This is a genomic window from Planosporangium spinosum, from assembly GCF_049999945.1.
Lineage (GTDB): Bacteria > Actinomycetota > Actinomycetes > Mycobacteriales > Micromonosporaceae > Planosporangium > Planosporangium spinosum.
In genome coordinates this window covers 47062-64812 of record NZ_JBLYUB010000027.1, presented here as the reverse complement: position 1 = coordinate 64812, position 17751 = coordinate 47062, and the positions used below count along the sequence as shown (strand labels likewise).

The following is a 17751-nucleotide window of genomic DNA, read 5'->3' as shown; positions in this document are numbered from 1 at the left end:
TTTCGGCATGCCGTTGCCGTACCAGGGCCGCAAGCCGCTCTATGCGCCGCGAGGCGCCGTCGCCACCAGCCAGCCGCTCGCCGCCGCCGCCGGACTCGCCGTGCTCCGCCGCGGCGGCAACGCTGTGGACGCGGCGATCGCGACGGCCGTCGCGCTGACCGTGGTGCAGCCCGGCTCCAACGACATCGGCGGCGACCTGTTCGCCCTGGTCTGGGACGGTAAGGAGCTGCACGGGCTGAACGCGTCCGGCTGCGCGCCGGCCGCGTTCACTCCGGACCTGGTGCGCGAGCGGGGTACCGGGGCGGTCGCCTCCGACGCGCTCGGCGGCGCGCAGGCCGGCGCCGCGGAGGTGGTACCCGACCGGGGGTGGCTGCCGGTGACCGTGCCGGGCGCGCCGGCCGGCTGGCGGGACCTGCACGAGCGGTTCGGTGCGTTGCCGTTCGCCGACCTGTTCACCGACGCGGTCGGGTACGCCGAGCACGGGTACCCGGTCTCGCCGACGGTGGCCGCCGGCTGGGACCGGGCCGTCCGGCTGCTGCACGCGGGTCTGGAGGGCCCTGAGTTCGCCGAGTGGTCGCGGGTGTTCGCGCCGGGCGGGCGGGCGCCGCGCGCCGGTGAGCGGTGGCGCAACCCGGACGCCGCCCGGACGCTGCGGCTGATCGCCGACACCGGGGCGGAGGCGTTCTACCGCGGTGAGATCGCCGCCGCGATCGGGGACTTCGCGGCGGCCACCGGTGGCCTGCTGACCGCCGACGACCTCGCCGAGCACGCCTCGCTGTGGGTGCGGCCGATATCGACCGGCTACCGCGGGTACGACGTCTGGGAGATCCCGCCCAACGGGCAGGGCATCGCCGCACTGCTCGCGTTGAACGTCCTGGAGGGCTACGACCTGGCGGGCACCCCGCTGGAGCAGCGGCTGCACTGGCAGATCGAGGCGATGAAGCTCGGGTTCGCCGACGCGCACGCGTACGTGGCCGACCCGGATGTCGCGCCGGCGCCGGTGGAGGCGCTGCTCGACAAGGCGTACGCGGCGCGGCGGCGGGCGCTGGTCGGCGAGTCCGCCGCCGTCCCCCCGGCGGGCGACCCGCTGCGCGGCGGCACCGTCTACCTGTGTACGGCCGACGCCGACGGCATGATGGTCAGCCTGATCCAGTCCAACTACATGGGCTTCGGTTCGCACGTCGTCGTGCCGGGCACCGGGTTCACCCTGCAGAACCGGGGTGCGGGGTTCGTCCTGGAGGCCGGCCACCCGAACGTCGCGGCGCCCGGCAAGCGCCCCTTCCACACGATCATTCCCGGCTTCCTGACCCGTGGCGGCGAGGCCGTCGGCCCGTTCGGCGTGATGGGCGGCCACATGCAGCCCCAGGGCCACGTGCAGGTGGTGCTGTCCACCGTCGACGACGGCCTGGACCCGCAGCAGGCACTCGACCGGCCCCGCTGGTACTGGCACGCCGGCACCGAGGTGCGCGTGGAGCCGGGCATGGTCGCCGACGACGAGGGTCGGGCGGCGGTCGAGGGGCTGCGCCGGCGCGGCCACCGGGTGACCGTGACCGAGCCGGGCTCGCTCGGCTACGGGTTCGGCCAGGCGATCTGGCGACTGCCCGACGGCGCCGGGTACGTGGCGGGCAGCGAGCCCCGCGCCGACGGCAGCGCGATGGGTTACTAGGCGACGATCCGGTCGCGGAAGGTCGCCCGGTACGACTGGGGCGTGGTGCCCACCAGTCGGGTGATGTGGTGTCGCGGCCTCGGCCGCCGGCCTGGTCGCCGGTTCCCGGGACGGCGACGGTCGACGGGTGGCGTCAGCCGCGCGACCTCGCCCATCGTGCCCCTGTGTGACGCTCTGGCCGGGGGTGTGATCCGGTTCCTTACCGGTACCCCCGGTTCGGCGGCGCCATCGGCATAGGGAAGGCTTGTCGCCATGGCCGAGGGCAACTGGCACGCCGCCGATATCGACCGAGTGATCGTCAGCGAGGACCAGATCCGCGAGAAGATCGACGAACTGGCAAAGCAGGTGGCCGCCGACCACGCGACGGCGGAATCCGTCCTGCTGGTCGGCGTCCTGAAGGGCGCGGTCATGTTCATGGCCGACTTCGCCCGGGCGCTGGGTCGGTACGGTCCACCGGTGGAGATGGAGTTCATGGCCGTGTCGTCGTACGGCCAGGGCACCACCTCCTCGGGCGTGGTCCGCATCCTCAAGGATCTCGACCGGGACATCGCGGGCCGCCACGTGATCGTGGTGGAGGACATCGTCGACTCCGGGCTGACCCTCTCGTGGCTGTTGAAGTACCTGCACAGCCGGTCGGCCGCGTCCGTCGAGGTCGTGGCGCTCCTGCGCAAGCCCGACGCGGTGAAGGTGAACGTGCCGGTCAGGTACGTGGGCTTCGACATCCCGAACGAGTTCGTGGTCGGTTACGGCCTGGACTACAGCGAGCGGTACCGCGAGGTCCCCTACGTCGGAGTTCTGCGGAAGGGCGTGTACGCCCAGAGCTGAACCGGCTTTTCTGATTTGCCGGTTAAATCCTCGTCAGTGCCTGGTTTGAACTGCCTGTCGCTGGTCAGGAAGGGTGTCACCACCTTCAGGCGGAGGCGGTGCTCATCCGCGTCGTTGGCAAACACGGTGTACCGTCGAATAACCGGCGTGCCGCCGACTTGGCACACCCGGCCTCGCGTCGATACGGACGGCGTGAGCACTGACTTCTGGGATCAGGAGGTGCCGGGCGCCGCACCGCGCCCGACAACGATATGGAACGGACCCGTTTCTTCCGCCGGCCAGTGGTCTGGTTCATCATTGTGATCCTCGGTGCCATTGCGGCAAGCACGCTATTCACCGGTGGGGCCAGCTACAAGAAGGTCGACACCTCGCGGGCGCTCGCGGAGCTCCAATCGGGCAACGTGAAGAAGGCCCTGATCGAGGACAAGGAGCAGACGCTCAGCCTCGACCTCAAGCAGAAGGTCGACGGTACCGACAAGATCCAGGCGCAGGTTCCCGCGCTCGCCATGCGCGACATCTACACCGAGCTGAACACGCTCAAGTCGCAGGACAAGCTGGCCAACTGGGACACCAAGGTCACCCGCGACAGCGTGGTGGTCGGCCTGCTGGTGAACCTGCTGCCGATCGGCGTGCTCGTCGTCCTGCTGCTGCTGTTCATGTCGCAGATGCAGGGTGGCGGCTCCCGCGTGCTCAACTTCGGCAAGTCCAAGGCGAAGCTGATCTCCAAGGACACGCCGAAGACGACGTTCGCCGACGTGGCGGGCTCGGACGAGGCCGTCGAGGAACTGCACGAGATCAAGGACTTCCTGCAGGCCCCGGCGAAGTACCAGGCCCTCGGTGCCAAGATCCCGAAGGGCGTGCTGCTCTACGGCCCGCCCGGTACCGGTAAGACGCTGCTGGCCCGTGCGGTCGCCGGCGAGGCGGGCGTGCCGTTCTACTCGATCTCCGGTTCGGACTTCGTCGAGATGTTCGTCGGTGTCGGCGCCTCCCGGGTGCGTGACCTGTTCGAGCAGGCCAAGGCGAACGCGCCGGCCATCGTCTTCGTCGACGAGATCGACGCGGTCGGCCGCCACCGCGGTGCCGGCCTCGGCGGCGGTCACGACGAGCGCGAGCAGACCCTCAACCAGCTGCTCGTCGAGATGGACGGCTTCGACACCAAGGGCGGCGTCATCCTGATCGCCGCCACCAACCGGCCCGACATCCTCGACCCGGCGCTGCTGCGGCCCGGCCGGTTCGACCGGCAGATCGCCGTGGACCGCCCGGACATGGAGGGTCGCAAGGCCATCCTGCGGGTGCACGCCAAGGGCAAGCCGTTCGCGCCCGACGTCGACCTCGACTCGGTCGCCCGGCGTACCCCCGGCTTCACCGGTGCCGACCTGGCCAACGTGATCAACGAGGCGGCCCTGCTCACCGCCCGGGTCGACAAGCGCGCGATCACCAACGACTTCCTGGAGGAAGCCATCGACCGCGTGATCGCCGGTCCGGAGCGGCGCACCCGGGTGATGAGCGAGCACGAGAAGCGGGTCACCGCCTACCACGAGGGCGGTCACGCCCTGGTGGCCTGGGCGCTGCCGCACGCCGCGCCGGTGCACAAGGTGACGATCCTGTCCCGCGGCCGGTCGCTGGGCCACACGCTGGTGCTGCCCACCGAGGACAAGTACACCCAGACCCGGTCCGAGCTGATCGACACCCTGGCGTACGCGCTTGGTGGCCGGGCCGCCGAGGAGCTGGTCTTCCACGAGCCCACCACGGGCGCGGGCAACGACATCGAGAAGGCGACCAGCGTCGCCCACGCGATGGTCACCGAGTACGGCATGAGTTCCCGCCTGGGCGCCGTGAAGTACGGCCAGACCGACGGCGAGCCCTTCCTCGGCCGCACCATGGGCCACGAGCGCAACTACTCGGAGAAGGTTGCCGCCGACATCGACGCCGAGGTGCGCGGCCTGATCGAGCTCGCGCACGACGAGGCGTGGGAGATCCTCGTCGAGTACCGCGACGTGCTCGACAGGATCGTCGAGGAGCTGATGGAGAAGGAGACCATCTCCCAGCCCGACATGGCGAGGATCTGCGCCCGCGTGGTCAAGCGGCCGCCGATGGCCCCGTACAGCGGCAACGGCAAGCGCCGCCGCGAGCTGCCGTCCGTGCCGACCACGGAGCTGGACGCGCTGCGCAAGCCGGCGCAGACGGCCGCCGGGGACGGCGAGGAGGCCCGCGCGGGTGCCGGCAGCAACGCCGCCACTCCTGCGGATCGTTCAACCGGGGACGGCGCGAACTGACCAAGGTAACCGGACCGTCGCCGTCGGGCAGCAGCACCGAGCCCGAGCCCGACGACACGGTCGACTACGACGAACCGCTCGACTACCTGGCCGCCCGTCTTGTCAACGGGCGGCTGGGTGGTACGAGCGTCGAGAGCGCTGTCGACCTGCCCCGGATCGAGGCGGCCGTGCGCGAGATCCTGATCGCGGTCGGCGAGGACCCCGACCGCGACGGGCTGCGTCAGACGCCGGCCCGGGTCGCGAGGGCGTACGCCGAGCTGTTCGCCGGTCTGCGGGTCGATCCGGCGCAGGTGCTCACCACCACGTTCGAGGCCAACCACGAGGAGTTGGTACTCGTCCGCGACATCGAGGTGATGAGCCTCTGCGAGCACCACCTACTGCCGTTCCACGGCATCGCGCACATCGGCTACATCCCGGGGGCGGACGGGCGGATCACCGGCCTGTCGAAGCTCGCCCGGCTGGTCGAGGTGTTCGCGCGGCGGCCTCAGGTACAGGAGCGGCTCACGTCCCAGATCGCCGACCTGCTGATGAAGCGGCTCGAGCCGCGTGGCGTGATCGCTGTGCTGGAGTGCGAACACATGTGCATGGCGATGCGGGGTATCCGCAAGGGTGGCTCGCGCACCGTCACCTCGGCCGTACGCGGTCTGCTCCGCGACGATGCCAAGACCCGCGCCGAGGCGATGAGCCTGATCCTTCAGCGCTGACCGCTGGCATCCGAACGCCTGGGACCTGGCGGTTGACCGCTGGCATCCGAACGCCTGGGACCTGGCCGTTACCGCTTACCGCTGATCTCCGACGTCGCGTCTCCGACGTCGCGTCTCCGACGTCGCGTCTCCGGCATCGAGGTGGCCGGAACGTGTGATCCGTTGCGCGATCACGCAACGGATCAGGCGGGCCGGCAGTTGATCGACCGTATCGTCGAACGCTGATTCCGAATCCGCAGACCGGAGGAGATCGCGGGTGAAGATTCTCCTGCTCGTGTCCAGCTTCAACGGCCTCACCCAGCGCGCCTGGTGTGCCCTGCGGGAGGCCGGTCATCAGGTCAGCGTGGAACTCGCCATCGACGAGGCCACCATCGTCAGCGGCGTCGAGGCCGCGAAGCCGGACCTGGTGCTGTGCCCCTTTCTCAAGGAACGGGTACCCGCTCGGGTCTGGCGCACCTGGCGGACCGTGATCATCCACCCGGGTCCGGTCGGCGACCGCGGACCGTCCTCGCTCGACCACGCCATCATGAACCGCGCGCCGGTCTGGGGCGTCACGGCGTTACAGGCGGTCGAGGAGATGGACGCCGGCCCGATCTGGGCCACCCGTACCTTCCGGATGCCCGACGACGCTCCCCGCAAGTCGGTGCTCTACAACGCGCAGGTGGCGGACGCGGCCCTGGAGTGCGTACGCGAAACCGTCGAGAAGGCCGCCGACCCTACGTTCGTACCCACGCCCCTGGAGCGCGCGCGCCGGCCGGTACCCGGCACCGCCGAGCAGCCGCTGCTGCGCCAGAAGGACCGCACGTTCGCCTGGGCGGACGACCCGGAGGCCATCGTGCGCCGGATCCGGGCCGCGGACGGCTTTCCCGGGGTACGCACGGAGGTCGCCGGCGTCCAGGTCAACGCGTTCGACGCCTACCCCGGCCACCTCGCCGGTCCGCCCGGTGAGGTGCTCGCCCACCGCGACGGCTCGGTACTCGTCGGCACCGGCCGCGGCAGCGTCTGGCTCGGCCACCTCAAACTCCCCGGCGGCGTGAAGCTCCCCGCGACGGCGGTCCTGCGCGGCCGGCTGCGGGGGGTACCGCAGGCCGAGGTCGGACCGTACCGGCAGGTCGAGTACACCAGGCGGGGCGAGATCGGGGTGTTGACGTTCCGGTTCTACAACGGGGCGATGTCCACCCGGCAGTGCCGCCGGCTGGGGGCCGGCCTGCGGCACGCGCTGCGCCAGGACACCCGGGTACTCGTGCTACGGAGCGGCGAGTGCGTGTTCAGCAACGGCATCCACCTCGGGACGATCGAGGCCGCGGCCGACCCGGCCGCCGAGGCGTGGGCCAACATCCGCGCGATCAACGCGGTCTGCCGGCGCATCATCACCGCGTCCGGCCAGCTCGTCATCTCCGCGTACGCCGGGAACGCCGGAGCCGGCGGGGTGATGCTCGGTCTCGGCGCCGACCTCGTCGTCGCGCGGGCCGGGATCGTGCTCAACCCCCACTACGAGATGGGGCTGTACGGCTCCGAGCTGCACACGTACACGCTGCCCCGGCGGGTGGGGGCCGCGACCGCGACGCGGTTGACCACCGAGCGGCTGCCCGTCGACGCGGCCGGGGCACGCTCGATCGGGCTGGTCGACGAGGTCGGGCCGCGCGAACCGGAGGAGTTCACGGCCTGGCTGTACGAGGTGGCCGCCGCGCAGAGCGGCACCTCGCGGTGGCGGGCGGCCCTGACAGCGAAGGCGGAGCAGGCCCGCACGGCCACCCGTCCGCTGTCGTACTACGAGACCCGCGAACTCGCCGAGATGGCCGGCGACATGTTCGACGACCGCAACGGGTTCGCGGCGGCCCGGCGCGCGTTCGTGTACAAGGAGAAGCCGGCCCGGACACCGGCGAAGCTGGCGTCACACCGCCAGCCCGACGCGTACGGCCAGCCGGCCGGCGTGTGGTGACGGCCACGGGCGGGGGCGCGGGGACGGCGCTCCCGCCGCTACGCTGTGGTCGGCCGGCTGGGAGGCATGGTGACGCGCGTACGGGTTGACATGGATGCGCTGGCGGAGTGGATGCGCACCCTCGACCGGTTGCCGCCGCTCGCCGTTCCGCTACCCGCCGAGCCCTCGAGGGTGGAATCCTCGCCCGCCGAGTGCGAGCCGGCGGTGGCGCTGCACCGGGCGAGCACCGCCGGCCTGCTCGCGCTGGCCGAGGTGGTGGAGTCGTTCGACCGCCAGACGGAACAGTTGCGCGCGGCGGTGGCGGTGGCGGCCGCCGAGTACGCCCTCGTCGACGGCCGCGCGGCGACGACGGTGGCCGGCCGTGTCCGCTGACCTCGACGGCCTCGGCTTCGACGAACTGGACGCGATCGCCCGGGCCGTCGCGGATTGGGCGCACGCCGCCGAACTGCTCGAACGGCGGGCCGACGCGCTCGTTGACGGGTTACCGGCGTTGGAGCGGGCCTGGGACTCGACCGCCGGCCGGGCGTACGCCGACACCGTACGGACGATGGTCGCCGGCCTGCGCGCCACCGCGGACCTCGCCCGGTACAACCAGGCGCAGCTCCTCGCGGCCGCGGACGCCACGGACGAGGCGCTCAGTTCGTTGCACACGCTGGCCGCGAGTGGTGGTCCGGCGCGGAACGGTACGGACCACGACGCCGCCCGGGACGTCGTGGGCACGTTGCACGAGGTGTACGCCAACGCCGCCGCCCGACTGACCGCACCGCGGATCGAGACCGGTGCCGCCTTCGACGTCACGCCGGGCCGGCCCGGACCCGTCGTGTCGTTCGTGCCGCCGGACAGCCAGGCCAGGACCTCGGCGCCGGCCGACCAGGCGACCGAGGACGGTGGACCGGCCGACGAGGTGCCCGAGATCGACCTCGACACCGACCTGCCGGACGTCGTGGACGCGCCGGTGCCGGTACGCCGTGCCGGGGGTACGCCGACCGGTGGCCCGCTCAGCCGGTTCCCGGTCACCCCGGGACCGGCCGTCCCGCCGGTCCTGCCCGCCACCGCGCCGTCGGTCGTACCGCCCGCACGACCGGTGGACCCCCGTTCGGGGGCCGAGCGGGCGGTCGTGGCCGGGCGTCCGGGGGCCGAGCGGGCGGTCGCGGCGGAGCGTTCGATGGCTGGGCGTTCGGTGGCTGCGCGATCGGCCCGGCGGGGAGCGGAAGAGACCTACATCGACGCGCGAGGCCACCGGATCCACATTCGCTGGAGCGCGGAAGCAATCGAAAGGCCTGAGGCTCCGATGGCCCGATGACCGGGGTGGCGGTTCAACGACCGTGGATGCCGTAATGCACCCCGGTCATCGTTCGGCGCGCGATTCCGGTGGGCCCGCCGGGTTACGCTCATTCCGTGAGCGACGAGCCGAAGCCACCCGAGCCGCCACACCCGCCGGACAACGGCATCGACGCGACGGCCGGCCGGACGGCGGGCGCGGCGCCCGGTGTTCGCCCGGACGCATCGCCCGGTGTCCCTTCGGGTGCCGCGGCTGATGCTCCTGCCAGCCCGCCGGCCGGAGCCTCCACGGCGGACGGCGAGGCAGCCGCGCCCGACCAGGCCAAGATCGGTCGTGGCCGCGTCGTCGGGATCGTGCTGGTCGCCGTCTTCGCCGTGGCCGTGCTGCTGTGTATGGGTGGGCTGGGCGTGGGCTACCTGTTCTACCGCGGCGTGAGTGAACCCGACCGCAGCACTCCGGGGGTCGTGGTCCGCCAGTACCTTCAGGCCACCTTCGACGACCGTGACAAGTCGAAAGCCGCACGGTTCACGTGTGAGCAGCCGACTGATATCGGCGAGATCGAGCGGACGTTGGCGGAAATCGTGAGTCGCGAGCAGCGATTCGGTATCCGGATAACGGTTGGGTGGGAGGACTTCGTGTCCGAGGAGAACGGGAACGCGGCGACGGTTCGGGTGCGCTTGAAGACCATGGTGCCGGAGCAGACGGGCCAGTCATCGGAATCGTTCCGAATTTGGAGCTTCACGCTGATGCATCGAAGCAACGGTTGGCGGGTGTGTGGAGCCCAGCCGGTTGGCTGACTACTCCAGCCACAGCAGGTGGACAGGCACTTCCAGGGTGCGCGGCGTCTTGCCGCTCCACGCCCAGCGGTACCAGTCGAGTTCGGTGGCGACCCGGACACAGATGTCACCATCGGAGCTGGTGTACGGCTCGGTCACGGCGCGGAGGTCCCGCTGGTCATGGCTGCCGGTGTTGCCGGGGACGGCGACCCTGACCACCCGACGGCCGGTGACGCGGACGGCGTCGCGTACCGGAACCGGTTCCCGGCGGGGCGGAGCGTCGAGCGACACCAGGCGAGAGATGAGGTCACGGCCGCCCGTTTGCTCCACGGTGGACGGTATCGACAGTGTCTCGACCCATACCCGTTCGATCGGCACCATGGGGGCGAACGCTTCGATCCGTTCGGCCTCGGCGCGGTACCACTCCTGTTCGGCGAGGACCGGCACGTAGGTCCGGCTGCCCTGCACGACGGGGGAGTCGGCGCGCATGTCGGCGCGCCAGCCGAGCCCCGGTAGACCGATGATGACTCGTGCACCCCGGATCGACCGGTGTTCGCCGGCGGGTACCGGCACGATCGGCGCCGGTTGCGGGGCGGACAGTGAACCGAAGTCCCAGCCGGAGAGCGGATCGGTCACGGGGACGCCGCTCCGCTCGGCGTCGCCGTCCCCAGCGGGGTGCCCTGCTGCTGCATGAACGGGACGGGATCGATCGCGCCCTCGTTGCCGGCGTCGCCGTTTCGGTGGACCTCGAAGTGCAGGTGCGGGCCGGACGAGTTACCGCTGGAGCCCGAGTGACCGATCTCCTGGCCCGCCGCGACGGTCTGGCCGACGCGCACGTCCGGACGCGCCACCATGTGACAGTACCGCGTGATCATGTTGCCGGCGTGCAGGATGTCCACGTACCAGCCGCAGCCGAGGACGTCGGGCGAACCGTCGACGTCGCAGCTCACGTTATGGCCGTTGGCGTGGGCGTTGCACATGGCTGTGATCACGACCCCGGCGGAGGCCGCCCGGACCACGGTTCCCTTGGGAACGGCCAGGTCGACGCCGTAGTGGCTGGGCCGATCCTTGGTACGGAAGCCGGAGACGATCTCCGCGCGGACCGGAACCGTCCAGCCGGAGGCCGAGATCTCACCGGGGAATGCGCAGCGCAGGGCGGTGAGGGAGCCCACCGAGCGGGCGGCGCCGCCGGCGAGCTTGTTGACGATCTGCGCGGCGAGAGGCTCGTGTTTGGCGTAGGCGTCGGGGTAGGCGCTGCCCTGGACCTCCTGCGCCGCAGCGGTGAGCGACATCTGCTCCCAACCGGACACCTTGATCAGATGCTCGTAGAACTTCGTCGACGCGTACACGGGATCCTGCACCTGCTCGGGCGTTCCCCAACCCTGGCTGGGGCGCTGCTGGAACAGGCCCAGCGAGTCGTAGTCGTTGCGCGCGCCCAGGTGACCGAGGTTGTTCAGCGACGACTCCTGCAACGCGGTCGCGACGGCGATGACCCAGCCACGCGGGGGGACGTTCAGCTTCTGGCCCACCGAGATGATGACGGCCGCGTTGCGCATCTGGCTGGCCCCGAGGGAGCCGATGCGGTCCAGTTTGCCGTCGGGATCGACCAGGTCTCCCGGCTTGCCGCAGCCCGCGCCGAAGGTGGTCAGGGTATTCGACCCGTTGAGTCCGTCGAGGAAGAACGCCGCCGAGCCGCCGCCGCAGCACAGCAGGGCGAGCCCCGCGGTCAGTGCGACGAGCAGCCCGATCCGCGCCCGGCGCGGCGCGGGTGGATCCGTCGTCATTCCCGCCCCCAGTCCACGCCGTCGACCAGCCACCGGCCGTTCGTGGCGAGCAGGCGCAGCCGTACCGTCCCCGAATCCAACGGCACACTCGCTTCGACGAACGTGGGGGCACGGTTCTGCAGTACCACCGGGCCCGTGGCACGTTGGGCCGGCACGCGTGCCGGGTCGGTGTCCTTGAGCTTGTCCCGCAATGCGGGCGTGGCGTACCGGGCGAAGCCCGCGCGCCACTGCTCGGCGGTCACCCCTTCGTGGGCGAGCCAGGCGTGGACGAACTCCGTGGCCACCGCCGCCGGCTCCGGAGCCCCGGGGCTGGTGACCGGCGGCGCGGGGCTCTCCGGGGTGAGTAGGCTGTCATTCCCCGCGGTCGGGTCGATGCTGCTGCGTGGTGACTCGACCGCGGTCCCCCACGTCTGCCGGTACGAACCGGCCACGCCCCGCATGATCCCCACGACGGCCAGTACGAGCAGCGCCAGGATCAGGGCTATCCCGTAACGCGTACCGAGCAGGCGCAGAATCGGGCGCATCGCATCTCACCTGGGCATCTTCGCCGACTCCGGCCGTCGCGCCGACGTGGCCGGTACCTGGACGTCTCCGGCGTCCGGCCGGTAGACGGTGTACGTCGGGGGGCCGTCGACCACGTCCGGCTCGGTCCAGCGCTGGCTGTCCTCGTACCGGCGGCGCGGTGCCGGGGTTGTCGACCGGGCGGCCTCCGGCTTCGGTCCGGTGCTCGCGGTTTCGGGGCGTTCCGCGGCGGCGGGCTCGGCGACGGTTGTGCCGGCCGCACTGGAGCCGACGGTCACCACCGACTCGCTCCGGGACTCGGGCCGCTGGTTGGTCTGTGCCAGCACGCCCCGCCGGCCACCGGCCGGTTCGTTGGTGCCGCCCTCTTCGATGAGTTTCAGGGCGGCCGCCTGCCGCACGTCCCGGAAGAACAGACGGTGCCAGCTGCCGGCCGAGGTGACCGCCCGGGAGGAGTCCTTGCCGCCGAGCTGGGTGATCCGGCGGTACGGGCGAAGCAGCAGCCAGCCCACCACCCCGGTCAGCCAGATCAGGACGACCTGCAACCAGCCGGGCAGGGACGCCGTGCTCATCACCATGTCCACCGCGAACAGGTAGACGGCCGCGCCGGTACCGAAGATGATGATGTTGAAGATCGCGGCGATCACGGCGTTGGCCAGCCGGCGCAATCCGCCGGCGGCGGGGCGGAGCAGGCCGATCGTCCCGAGGATGGGCGCGGCGATCACGGCCCACCGGAAGATCAGGAAGCCGAGCAGGACCAGCACCGACGCGGTGATGTCGAACAGGGCGAAGAACAGCGACGCCAGGATCGCGATGAAACCCGCGCCGATGCGCTCCATGCCCTTCGTGCCCTGGAGGTACTCGTACGCCTCCGGATCCTCGCCCTTGATCTGCTGGGCGACCTTCATCCAGTGGTCCTGCTTCTGTTTGATCAGGACGTCGCGCTGCTTGGGGTCCTTGCGGATGTCCTGGACCTCACCCCAGGTGAAGGCCTTCGCGTCGTAGAGCACGGGGCCGTACTTCTTGGCGGTCTCGCTGTCGGCCGACCCGAGCGCACCGCGTAACCAGTTGCGGTAGAGCATTCCGTCGCTGGCGGTGTCACTGGCCCGGATCGCCGGCGAGCGGTGATCGATGCATCCCTGCGGGTCCGGATTCCGGCACTGTCCGGCGGGAATGTCCTGGGACGGCGGCCCGACGGCGTCATGGATCACGCCCAGCGACCCGACCAGCGTGTTGTCCGCCAGGTTCGCCGACCAGGTCGGCCACTGGGCGATCGCGGTGATGACCACCATGACCAGTACGGCCCAGCCGGCCGTCGTCATCGCGTTCGACAGGTCGGACTGGCGGGAGCGCCACAGCAGGTACAGGCCGACGATCGCCAGCGTGACGGCGCCGAAGGCGGTGAACACCTTCACGTACACGGCCTTCGTGGCGCGCTCGACGAGCGGGTCGGCCCAGCCCCACATGGACTTCGGGTTCCAGGCCCGTTCCCGCAGCGCGTTCGAGGCGCCGATGATCGACGTCGCGATCATGAACTCACCGTTGGCCACGGTGTTCTCGAACTTGTACTGGGGGTTCATGACCGTCTTTACGCAGTCGATGTCGTACGTCGTGTAGTCGTACCCGGCGTAGCCGTATCGCGTGTAGAGCCCTTTGGGACCGGGCTGGTCGTAGGCGTCGGTGCGGGAGGCGAACCAGCCGGCCATGCCCGAGTCCGGGGTGCCCGGGGTGGGGGCTTCCACACACCCGGCCACATCCGAACCGACGTCCTGCAGCGCGTCGACACACTTGTTGAAGTTGGCCGGATTGCGCCACTCGTCGGTGGTGCACAGCGTCGCCGGACCCTCCGTCACCGGCGCCGGTACGGCCGCCGCGGGGCCGACGCCGCCGAACAGCGTCGCCACGGCGCCCACGAACACGGCCAGCACCAGCGACGCCATCCGGTGCTGGAGCTTCGCCTCCACCGATCAGTCCTCCGGCTCGTCGGGGCGGGCTGTCGGCAACACCGGTGTTCCTCCGGCGGCCGCTGGCGTCGTATCCAGGTACCTCAACAGGTCGGGGACGTATGACACGTCGGCGCGCAGTTTCTGTACCCGCCCGTCGACGTCCCGCATCACGAATTCGCGGAACCCGAGCCGGGACTCCGACGAGGTGTCCGCCTGCGACAGCGAGGCGAGGGTCTGCTCGTACCCGACGCCGGTCGGCACGCGCAGCAACCGCAGCGCTTCCTCCGCGATCTCGGTGTCCTCGGCGATACGCCCGACGAACACGGTGGATACCAGGTTCTGCACGTCGAGGCCGAGGATGTCGCGGGGGTTCTGGGAGGCGACCAGGGCCGCCAGATTCCACTTTCGACTGTCGCGGGCGAGTCGGACCAGGAAGGAGCGGCCGGAGCGCCATCCTTCCATGAAGTGCGCCTCGTCGAGACCGACCAGCTTGCGCCGGTTCATCTCGCCGCCGTAGCAGCGGCGTACGGCGAGCCGGTGCGCGGTGTGCAGCATCGGCAGGGCGAGGGACTCCTCGGCCGACCAGTACTCGCGCTCGATCTTAAGGTCGGGCAGTCGCAGCCCGGCCATGGTGATGACCGTCAACGCCGTGTCTGACGACAGTGAGCCCGAGGCGGGCTGGCCGAAGAACAGGGTCGCCAGCGGCATCTCGGCGGTGTCCAGCAGCAGGTTGCCCAGCTCCCGCGACTCGTCGTCGCCGATGCTCTGCAGCAGCGCGACGACGTCGTCCAACGTGGACGCCTCCTCGGCCGGCACCTGGCGGACGGCGTGGCGCAGCAGGGTGGCGGTGGACGCCTCCCGGGCGACCTGCGGCGGGACGAGCATCATGCAGATGTCCTGGACGAGCATCCGCCGCTCGGCCCGGGCGTTGGAGACGGCGATCTCGAACTCGCGGTCCCCGGCCGCCCCCGCCGCGAAGTGCGTGCGCAGCGGCGTGGGGATCAGCGCGTACGGGGCCAGGGTGCCCTGCTCGGAGCCGGTCAGGTTGAGCACCCGCGAGTACGGGGCGAGTTCCGGCATCGAGCACAGCCGGGCCAGCGGTCCGGACGGGTCCAGCAGCGTCACCTGTACGCCGCGCCGGGCGGCCAGGTAGCCCAGCGCGCCGAGCAGCGTCGACTTGCCACCGCCGGGCTCGGCGACGAACACCGCGAGGCCGGACCGCTCGCGTACCTCCATCGGGAAGTGCAGGTCGAGGAAGACCGGCCGCCGGCAGGTGCCCGACGTCCGGCCGATGAGGTCGCCGCGGCGGTCGCCGACGGTCGACGCGGCCTGCGGCAGCGCGGCGGCGAACAGCTTGATGGGCATCCGCCGCACGTACCCGGTGTTGGCCAGTGGCTCGCCGGGGATGAACTCGCGGACCAGCCAGTCCTGGTTCTTGGGGTGCTGCAGCGAGACGCGCATCTCCCGGGAGTACAGCTGGGTCAGCCGGCGGGCCCGCTCCAGGCACTCCTCGCGGCTGCGGCCGCTGACCGCGATGCGGTGCCAGCCGTGCGCGCGGGACGAGTCGACGGGCAGGCCGGTCGTGATGTCGTCGCCGATGGTCAGCGCGCGCTTGGCCAGCCGCTCCAGTTCCGGCGGGGCGTCGATGCCGTGCTCGGCGTAGTCGGTCTGCTGGGAGCGGATGAGCCGCAGCCGGTGTTCGAGGTTGCGGAACGAGTCGGACGGGCCGAGGATGTCGACCCGCGAGGACAGCTCCATCGGCCAGGGCAGCCGCTCGTGGAAGTGCATCCACGGCTCGTGCCGCTCGGGGATGTCCAGCGGCTCCATCCGGCCGACGGTGAGGACGGCGACGTGGCGTTCCTCGCCGGTCATCCGGTTGACGAGCTTGACCGTCGACCCGTACGGGGTGCGGTAGCGCTCGATCTGCTCGGTGAGGGCGAGCAGGTCGCCGTGCTCCCAGGTGCCGTGCTCCACAGGGGACAAGGCGACCGGCGGCTGCATGCAGAGCGCGACCGACCGGTACAGCAGCCACTCCAGCTCCTGCACGGTCACCCGCCGCCCGCGCATCCCGAACGAGCCGAGTACCTCGTCGAACTGCTCGATCGTGCGGGCCATCCGGCGGCGCTCGCCGCCGGTGACGCCCTTGCCGAACAGCCGGCTGATCCGCTCCGACAGCGTGTCGCCGAGCGTGCGTCGGGCGAACGTGATGCCCAGGTACGTCTGGCCCTCGGCGTGGTTGACCGACAGCAGGTGCTGCTGCGCCGCGACGAGATGGTCCGACCAGGACGGGGCGCCGGGCACGGTCGGCAGCGGGTGTGGTGAGTGTCCGTCGACCACCCGGGCCCACTGGTCGGCCGGGAACGGCCGGGTGGTGCGGCGCAGGTGCAGGCGGAAGCCGGCGAGGCCGGCGTACTGCTCGGAGATGGCCGCCAGCAGCGCCTCGCGCTCGGCGTCGGGCCGGAACGCCCACCGCACCTCCGGTAGCCAGTACCAGGCGGTGACGGAGTTGGGCGTGAACGTCAGGTGCCCGGCGATCTCGGTGATCGCCAGTTCGACGGCGGGGTCGCGGTCCTTGCGCCGGGGCTTCGGGACCCTCTCCAGTGGACTGCGCCCGCGATCGGAGGACGGGGTGACCCGGGCGAGCGTCGCGCCGCCGGTACGCGCCACCGTGCGGTCGGACCTGCGCTGGCGCGGTGGTCGGGCTTCCCAGTCGGCGGCGAGGCGTTCGGCGGCGGCCCGGTCGGCGGCGGGGGCCGGGCCGGCCGGGCCGGTCGCGGCGGGGACGGTGACCGCTCCGGTGGGGTCGACCGCGATCGCTCCGTGGGCAGCGGCGGGGGGTGCCGCAGCGCCGGGAGCAAGGAGCTGGCCGGTGGGTTCGACGACGAGTGGTGTCGGTGCGGCGGGTGGTGGCGGTGCGGCGGGCGTCGGTGCCGGTGACGCGCCGCCGACGAGGCCCAGGAACGGTGAGTCGATGTCGGGCGGCACCTCGCCGCTGCGGGCCGTTGCCGGCGCGGACCAGCCGTTCGCCGGGCGGACCGGCCCACCGCCCTGGAGGACGGCGATGCGGCCACCCTCGGCGACCGCCTGCAGCCCGCCGTCGTAGTCGGTGGCGCGGCCCTGGTCGTCGTCGGGCCCGGCCAGTTCGGCGTCGTAGCGTCCCGGCGTCATGCCAACTCCTCGCGGATGCGTACCCGCCGCGCGACGATGCGCGGGTCCCGCATCTCGTTGCGCGGTTCCCGGGTGTGCCGCCAGTCGGTGAGCGCGGTGCGGATCACCATCCGGGCGGGCCGGTCCGGGTCGACGTAGCGGAACACCAGCGACGTGGTGACCATGGCGAGCGCGATCTCCCAGGCGGGGAACAGGTCCGGTCCCTGGAACGTGATCAGCCAGTGCAGGAACATGTAGAAAGGCACTAGCAGGACAAATAGCCCGTACTGGGCGTATGGGAGCTGGATCGGCAAGGTGTACCCGGGTGGGCCGAGGTACACGAGCCTGGCCCGGTAGATGTCGTCATCGGTGCGGAGCCGCATGGTCGCCCTACTTGTCTCGCAGGTCGTTGAGTCCCGTCTCGGCCTACTTGAACACCAGTTTGATCAGCGAGTCACCGACGATGAGGAGCGTGGCCGCGCCCGCGATGAAGGCCAGTCCGATGATGGCGATCGCCGAACTGGTCAGTACGCGCGAGACCTCACCCTTGCTGGCCCGGCCGATGAAGATCACCCCTAGTATCGCCAGCAGGATCGGAGCGATCTTGCTGGCGAAGAAGGTCAGGATCCCCTCGGTGTTGATCTCGCCGGGAGCCGCCATGAGGACGACCGTGTCCGGCGGGGACAGCACGTGTCCCCACACCGCCTGGCCAACCTCTATGAGCATCATCGATCAACCTTCCAGGAACGCGGCCGCCCCGCGTGTACAGCCTTGCCGATGATGGAGCGTTTCGGTACCGATCCGGGCCCGGTGTCGGGGTCCCGGCTGTGCGCTATCCGGACTTTTGGCCTGGTCGGAGGCGTTTGCCAGGGTTAACGGTCTGA

15 protein-coding genes are annotated in these 17751 nt (G+C 71.1%); 8 read left to right on the top strand and 7 right to left on the bottom strand.

Going from position 1 to position 17751, the window contains the following annotated elements; all coding sequences use genetic code 11:
* Positions 1-7 precede the first annotated feature (7 nt).
* From ACNTMW_RS27815 to ACNTMW_RS27780, 8 genes are all read left to right on the top strand, one after another.
* On the top strand, positions 8-1666 hold the full coding sequence (locus tag ACNTMW_RS27815; RefSeq protein ID WP_426636822.1) for a gamma-glutamyltransferase family protein: 1659 nt from the start codon (positions 8-10) through the stop codon (positions 1664-1666).
* 252 nt (positions 1667-1918) lie between these two features.
* On the top strand, positions 1919-2491 hold the full coding sequence (hpt, locus tag ACNTMW_RS27810) for a hypoxanthine phosphoribosyltransferase (protein WP_426636820.1): 573 nt from the start codon (positions 1919-1921) through the stop codon (positions 2489-2491).
* 251 nt (positions 2492-2742) lie between these two features.
* A complete protein-coding gene (gene ftsH, locus ACNTMW_RS27805) occupies positions 2743-4767 on the top strand; it encodes an ATP-dependent zinc metalloprotease FtsH (protein ID WP_426636819.1) in 2025 nt (674 codons plus the stop codon).
* A gap of 86 nt (positions 4768-4853) precedes the next feature.
* Positions 4854-5471: a GTP cyclohydrolase I FolE gene (gene folE / locus ACNTMW_RS27800; RefSeq protein ID WP_426636853.1), complete on the top strand. Its 618-nt coding sequence runs from the start codon at positions 4854-4856 to the stop codon at positions 5469-5471.
* 256 nt (positions 5472-5727) lie between these two features.
* Entirely contained in the window at positions 5728-7413 is a 1686-nt protein-coding gene (locus ACNTMW_RS27795) for an enoyl-CoA hydratase-related protein (RefSeq protein WP_426636818.1), read from the top strand.
* A 66-nt stretch (positions 7414-7479) separates the two neighbouring features.
* Positions 7480-7785 carry a hypothetical protein gene (locus ACNTMW_RS27790; RefSeq protein WP_426636817.1) on the top strand — a complete coding sequence of 102 codons (306 nt, stop codon included), beginning with the start codon at positions 7480-7482 and terminating at the stop codon, positions 7783-7785.
* A complete protein-coding gene (locus tag ACNTMW_RS27785; protein WP_426636816.1) occupies positions 7775-8716 on the top strand; it encodes a hypothetical protein in 942 nt (313 codons plus the stop codon). Before ACNTMW_RS27790 ends, ACNTMW_RS27785 begins: the two co-directional genes overlap by 11 nt.
* 95 nt (positions 8717-8811) lie before the next feature.
* Positions 8812-9492 (top strand): hypothetical protein, encoded by a 681-nt coding sequence (locus ACNTMW_RS27780; RefSeq protein ID WP_426636815.1) that lies wholly within the window; start codon positions 8812-8814, stop codon positions 9490-9492.
* Here the strand turns inward: ACNTMW_RS27780 and ACNTMW_RS27775 are convergent, their stop codons facing one another.
* From ACNTMW_RS27775 to ACNTMW_RS27745, 7 genes are read right to left on the bottom strand one after another with little or no spacing between them, the layout of a single operon-like run.
* Complete coding sequence (locus ACNTMW_RS27775) at positions 9493-10107, bottom strand: hypothetical protein (protein ID WP_426636814.1); 615 nt, start codon at positions 10105-10107, stop codon at positions 9493-9495.
* On the bottom strand, positions 10104-11255 hold the full coding sequence (locus ACNTMW_RS27770) for a M23 family metallopeptidase (protein ID WP_426636813.1): 1152 nt from the start codon (positions 11253-11255) through the stop codon (positions 10104-10106). Before ACNTMW_RS27770 ends, ACNTMW_RS27775 begins: the two co-directional genes overlap by 4 nt.
* A complete protein-coding gene (locus ACNTMW_RS27765) occupies positions 11252-11779 on the bottom strand; it encodes a hypothetical protein (RefSeq protein ID WP_426636812.1) in 528 nt (175 codons plus the stop codon). The genes ACNTMW_RS27770 and ACNTMW_RS27765 overlap by 4 nt, the downstream gene beginning before the upstream one ends.
* A gap of 6 nt (positions 11780-11785) precedes the next feature.
* Positions 11786-13714: an MFS transporter gene (locus ACNTMW_RS27760; RefSeq protein WP_426636852.1), complete on the bottom strand. Its 1929-nt coding sequence runs from the start codon at positions 13712-13714 to the stop codon at positions 11786-11788.
* A gap of 27 nt (positions 13715-13741) precedes the next feature.
* Complete coding sequence (locus tag ACNTMW_RS27755; RefSeq protein ID WP_426636811.1) at positions 13742-16888, bottom strand: ATP-binding protein; 3147 nt, start codon at positions 16886-16888, stop codon at positions 13742-13744.
* Positions 16885-17250: a hypothetical protein gene (locus ACNTMW_RS27750; protein WP_426636810.1), complete on the bottom strand. Its 366-nt coding sequence runs from the start codon at positions 17248-17250 to the stop codon at positions 16885-16887. The genes ACNTMW_RS27755 and ACNTMW_RS27750 overlap by 4 nt, the downstream gene beginning before the upstream one ends.
* 43 nt (positions 17251-17293) lie before the next feature.
* Positions 17294-17527 carry a hypothetical protein gene (locus ACNTMW_RS27745; RefSeq protein WP_426636851.1) on the bottom strand — a complete coding sequence of 78 codons (234 nt, stop codon included), beginning with the start codon at positions 17525-17527 and terminating at the stop codon, positions 17294-17296.
* Positions 17528-17751: the final 224 nt, after the last annotated feature.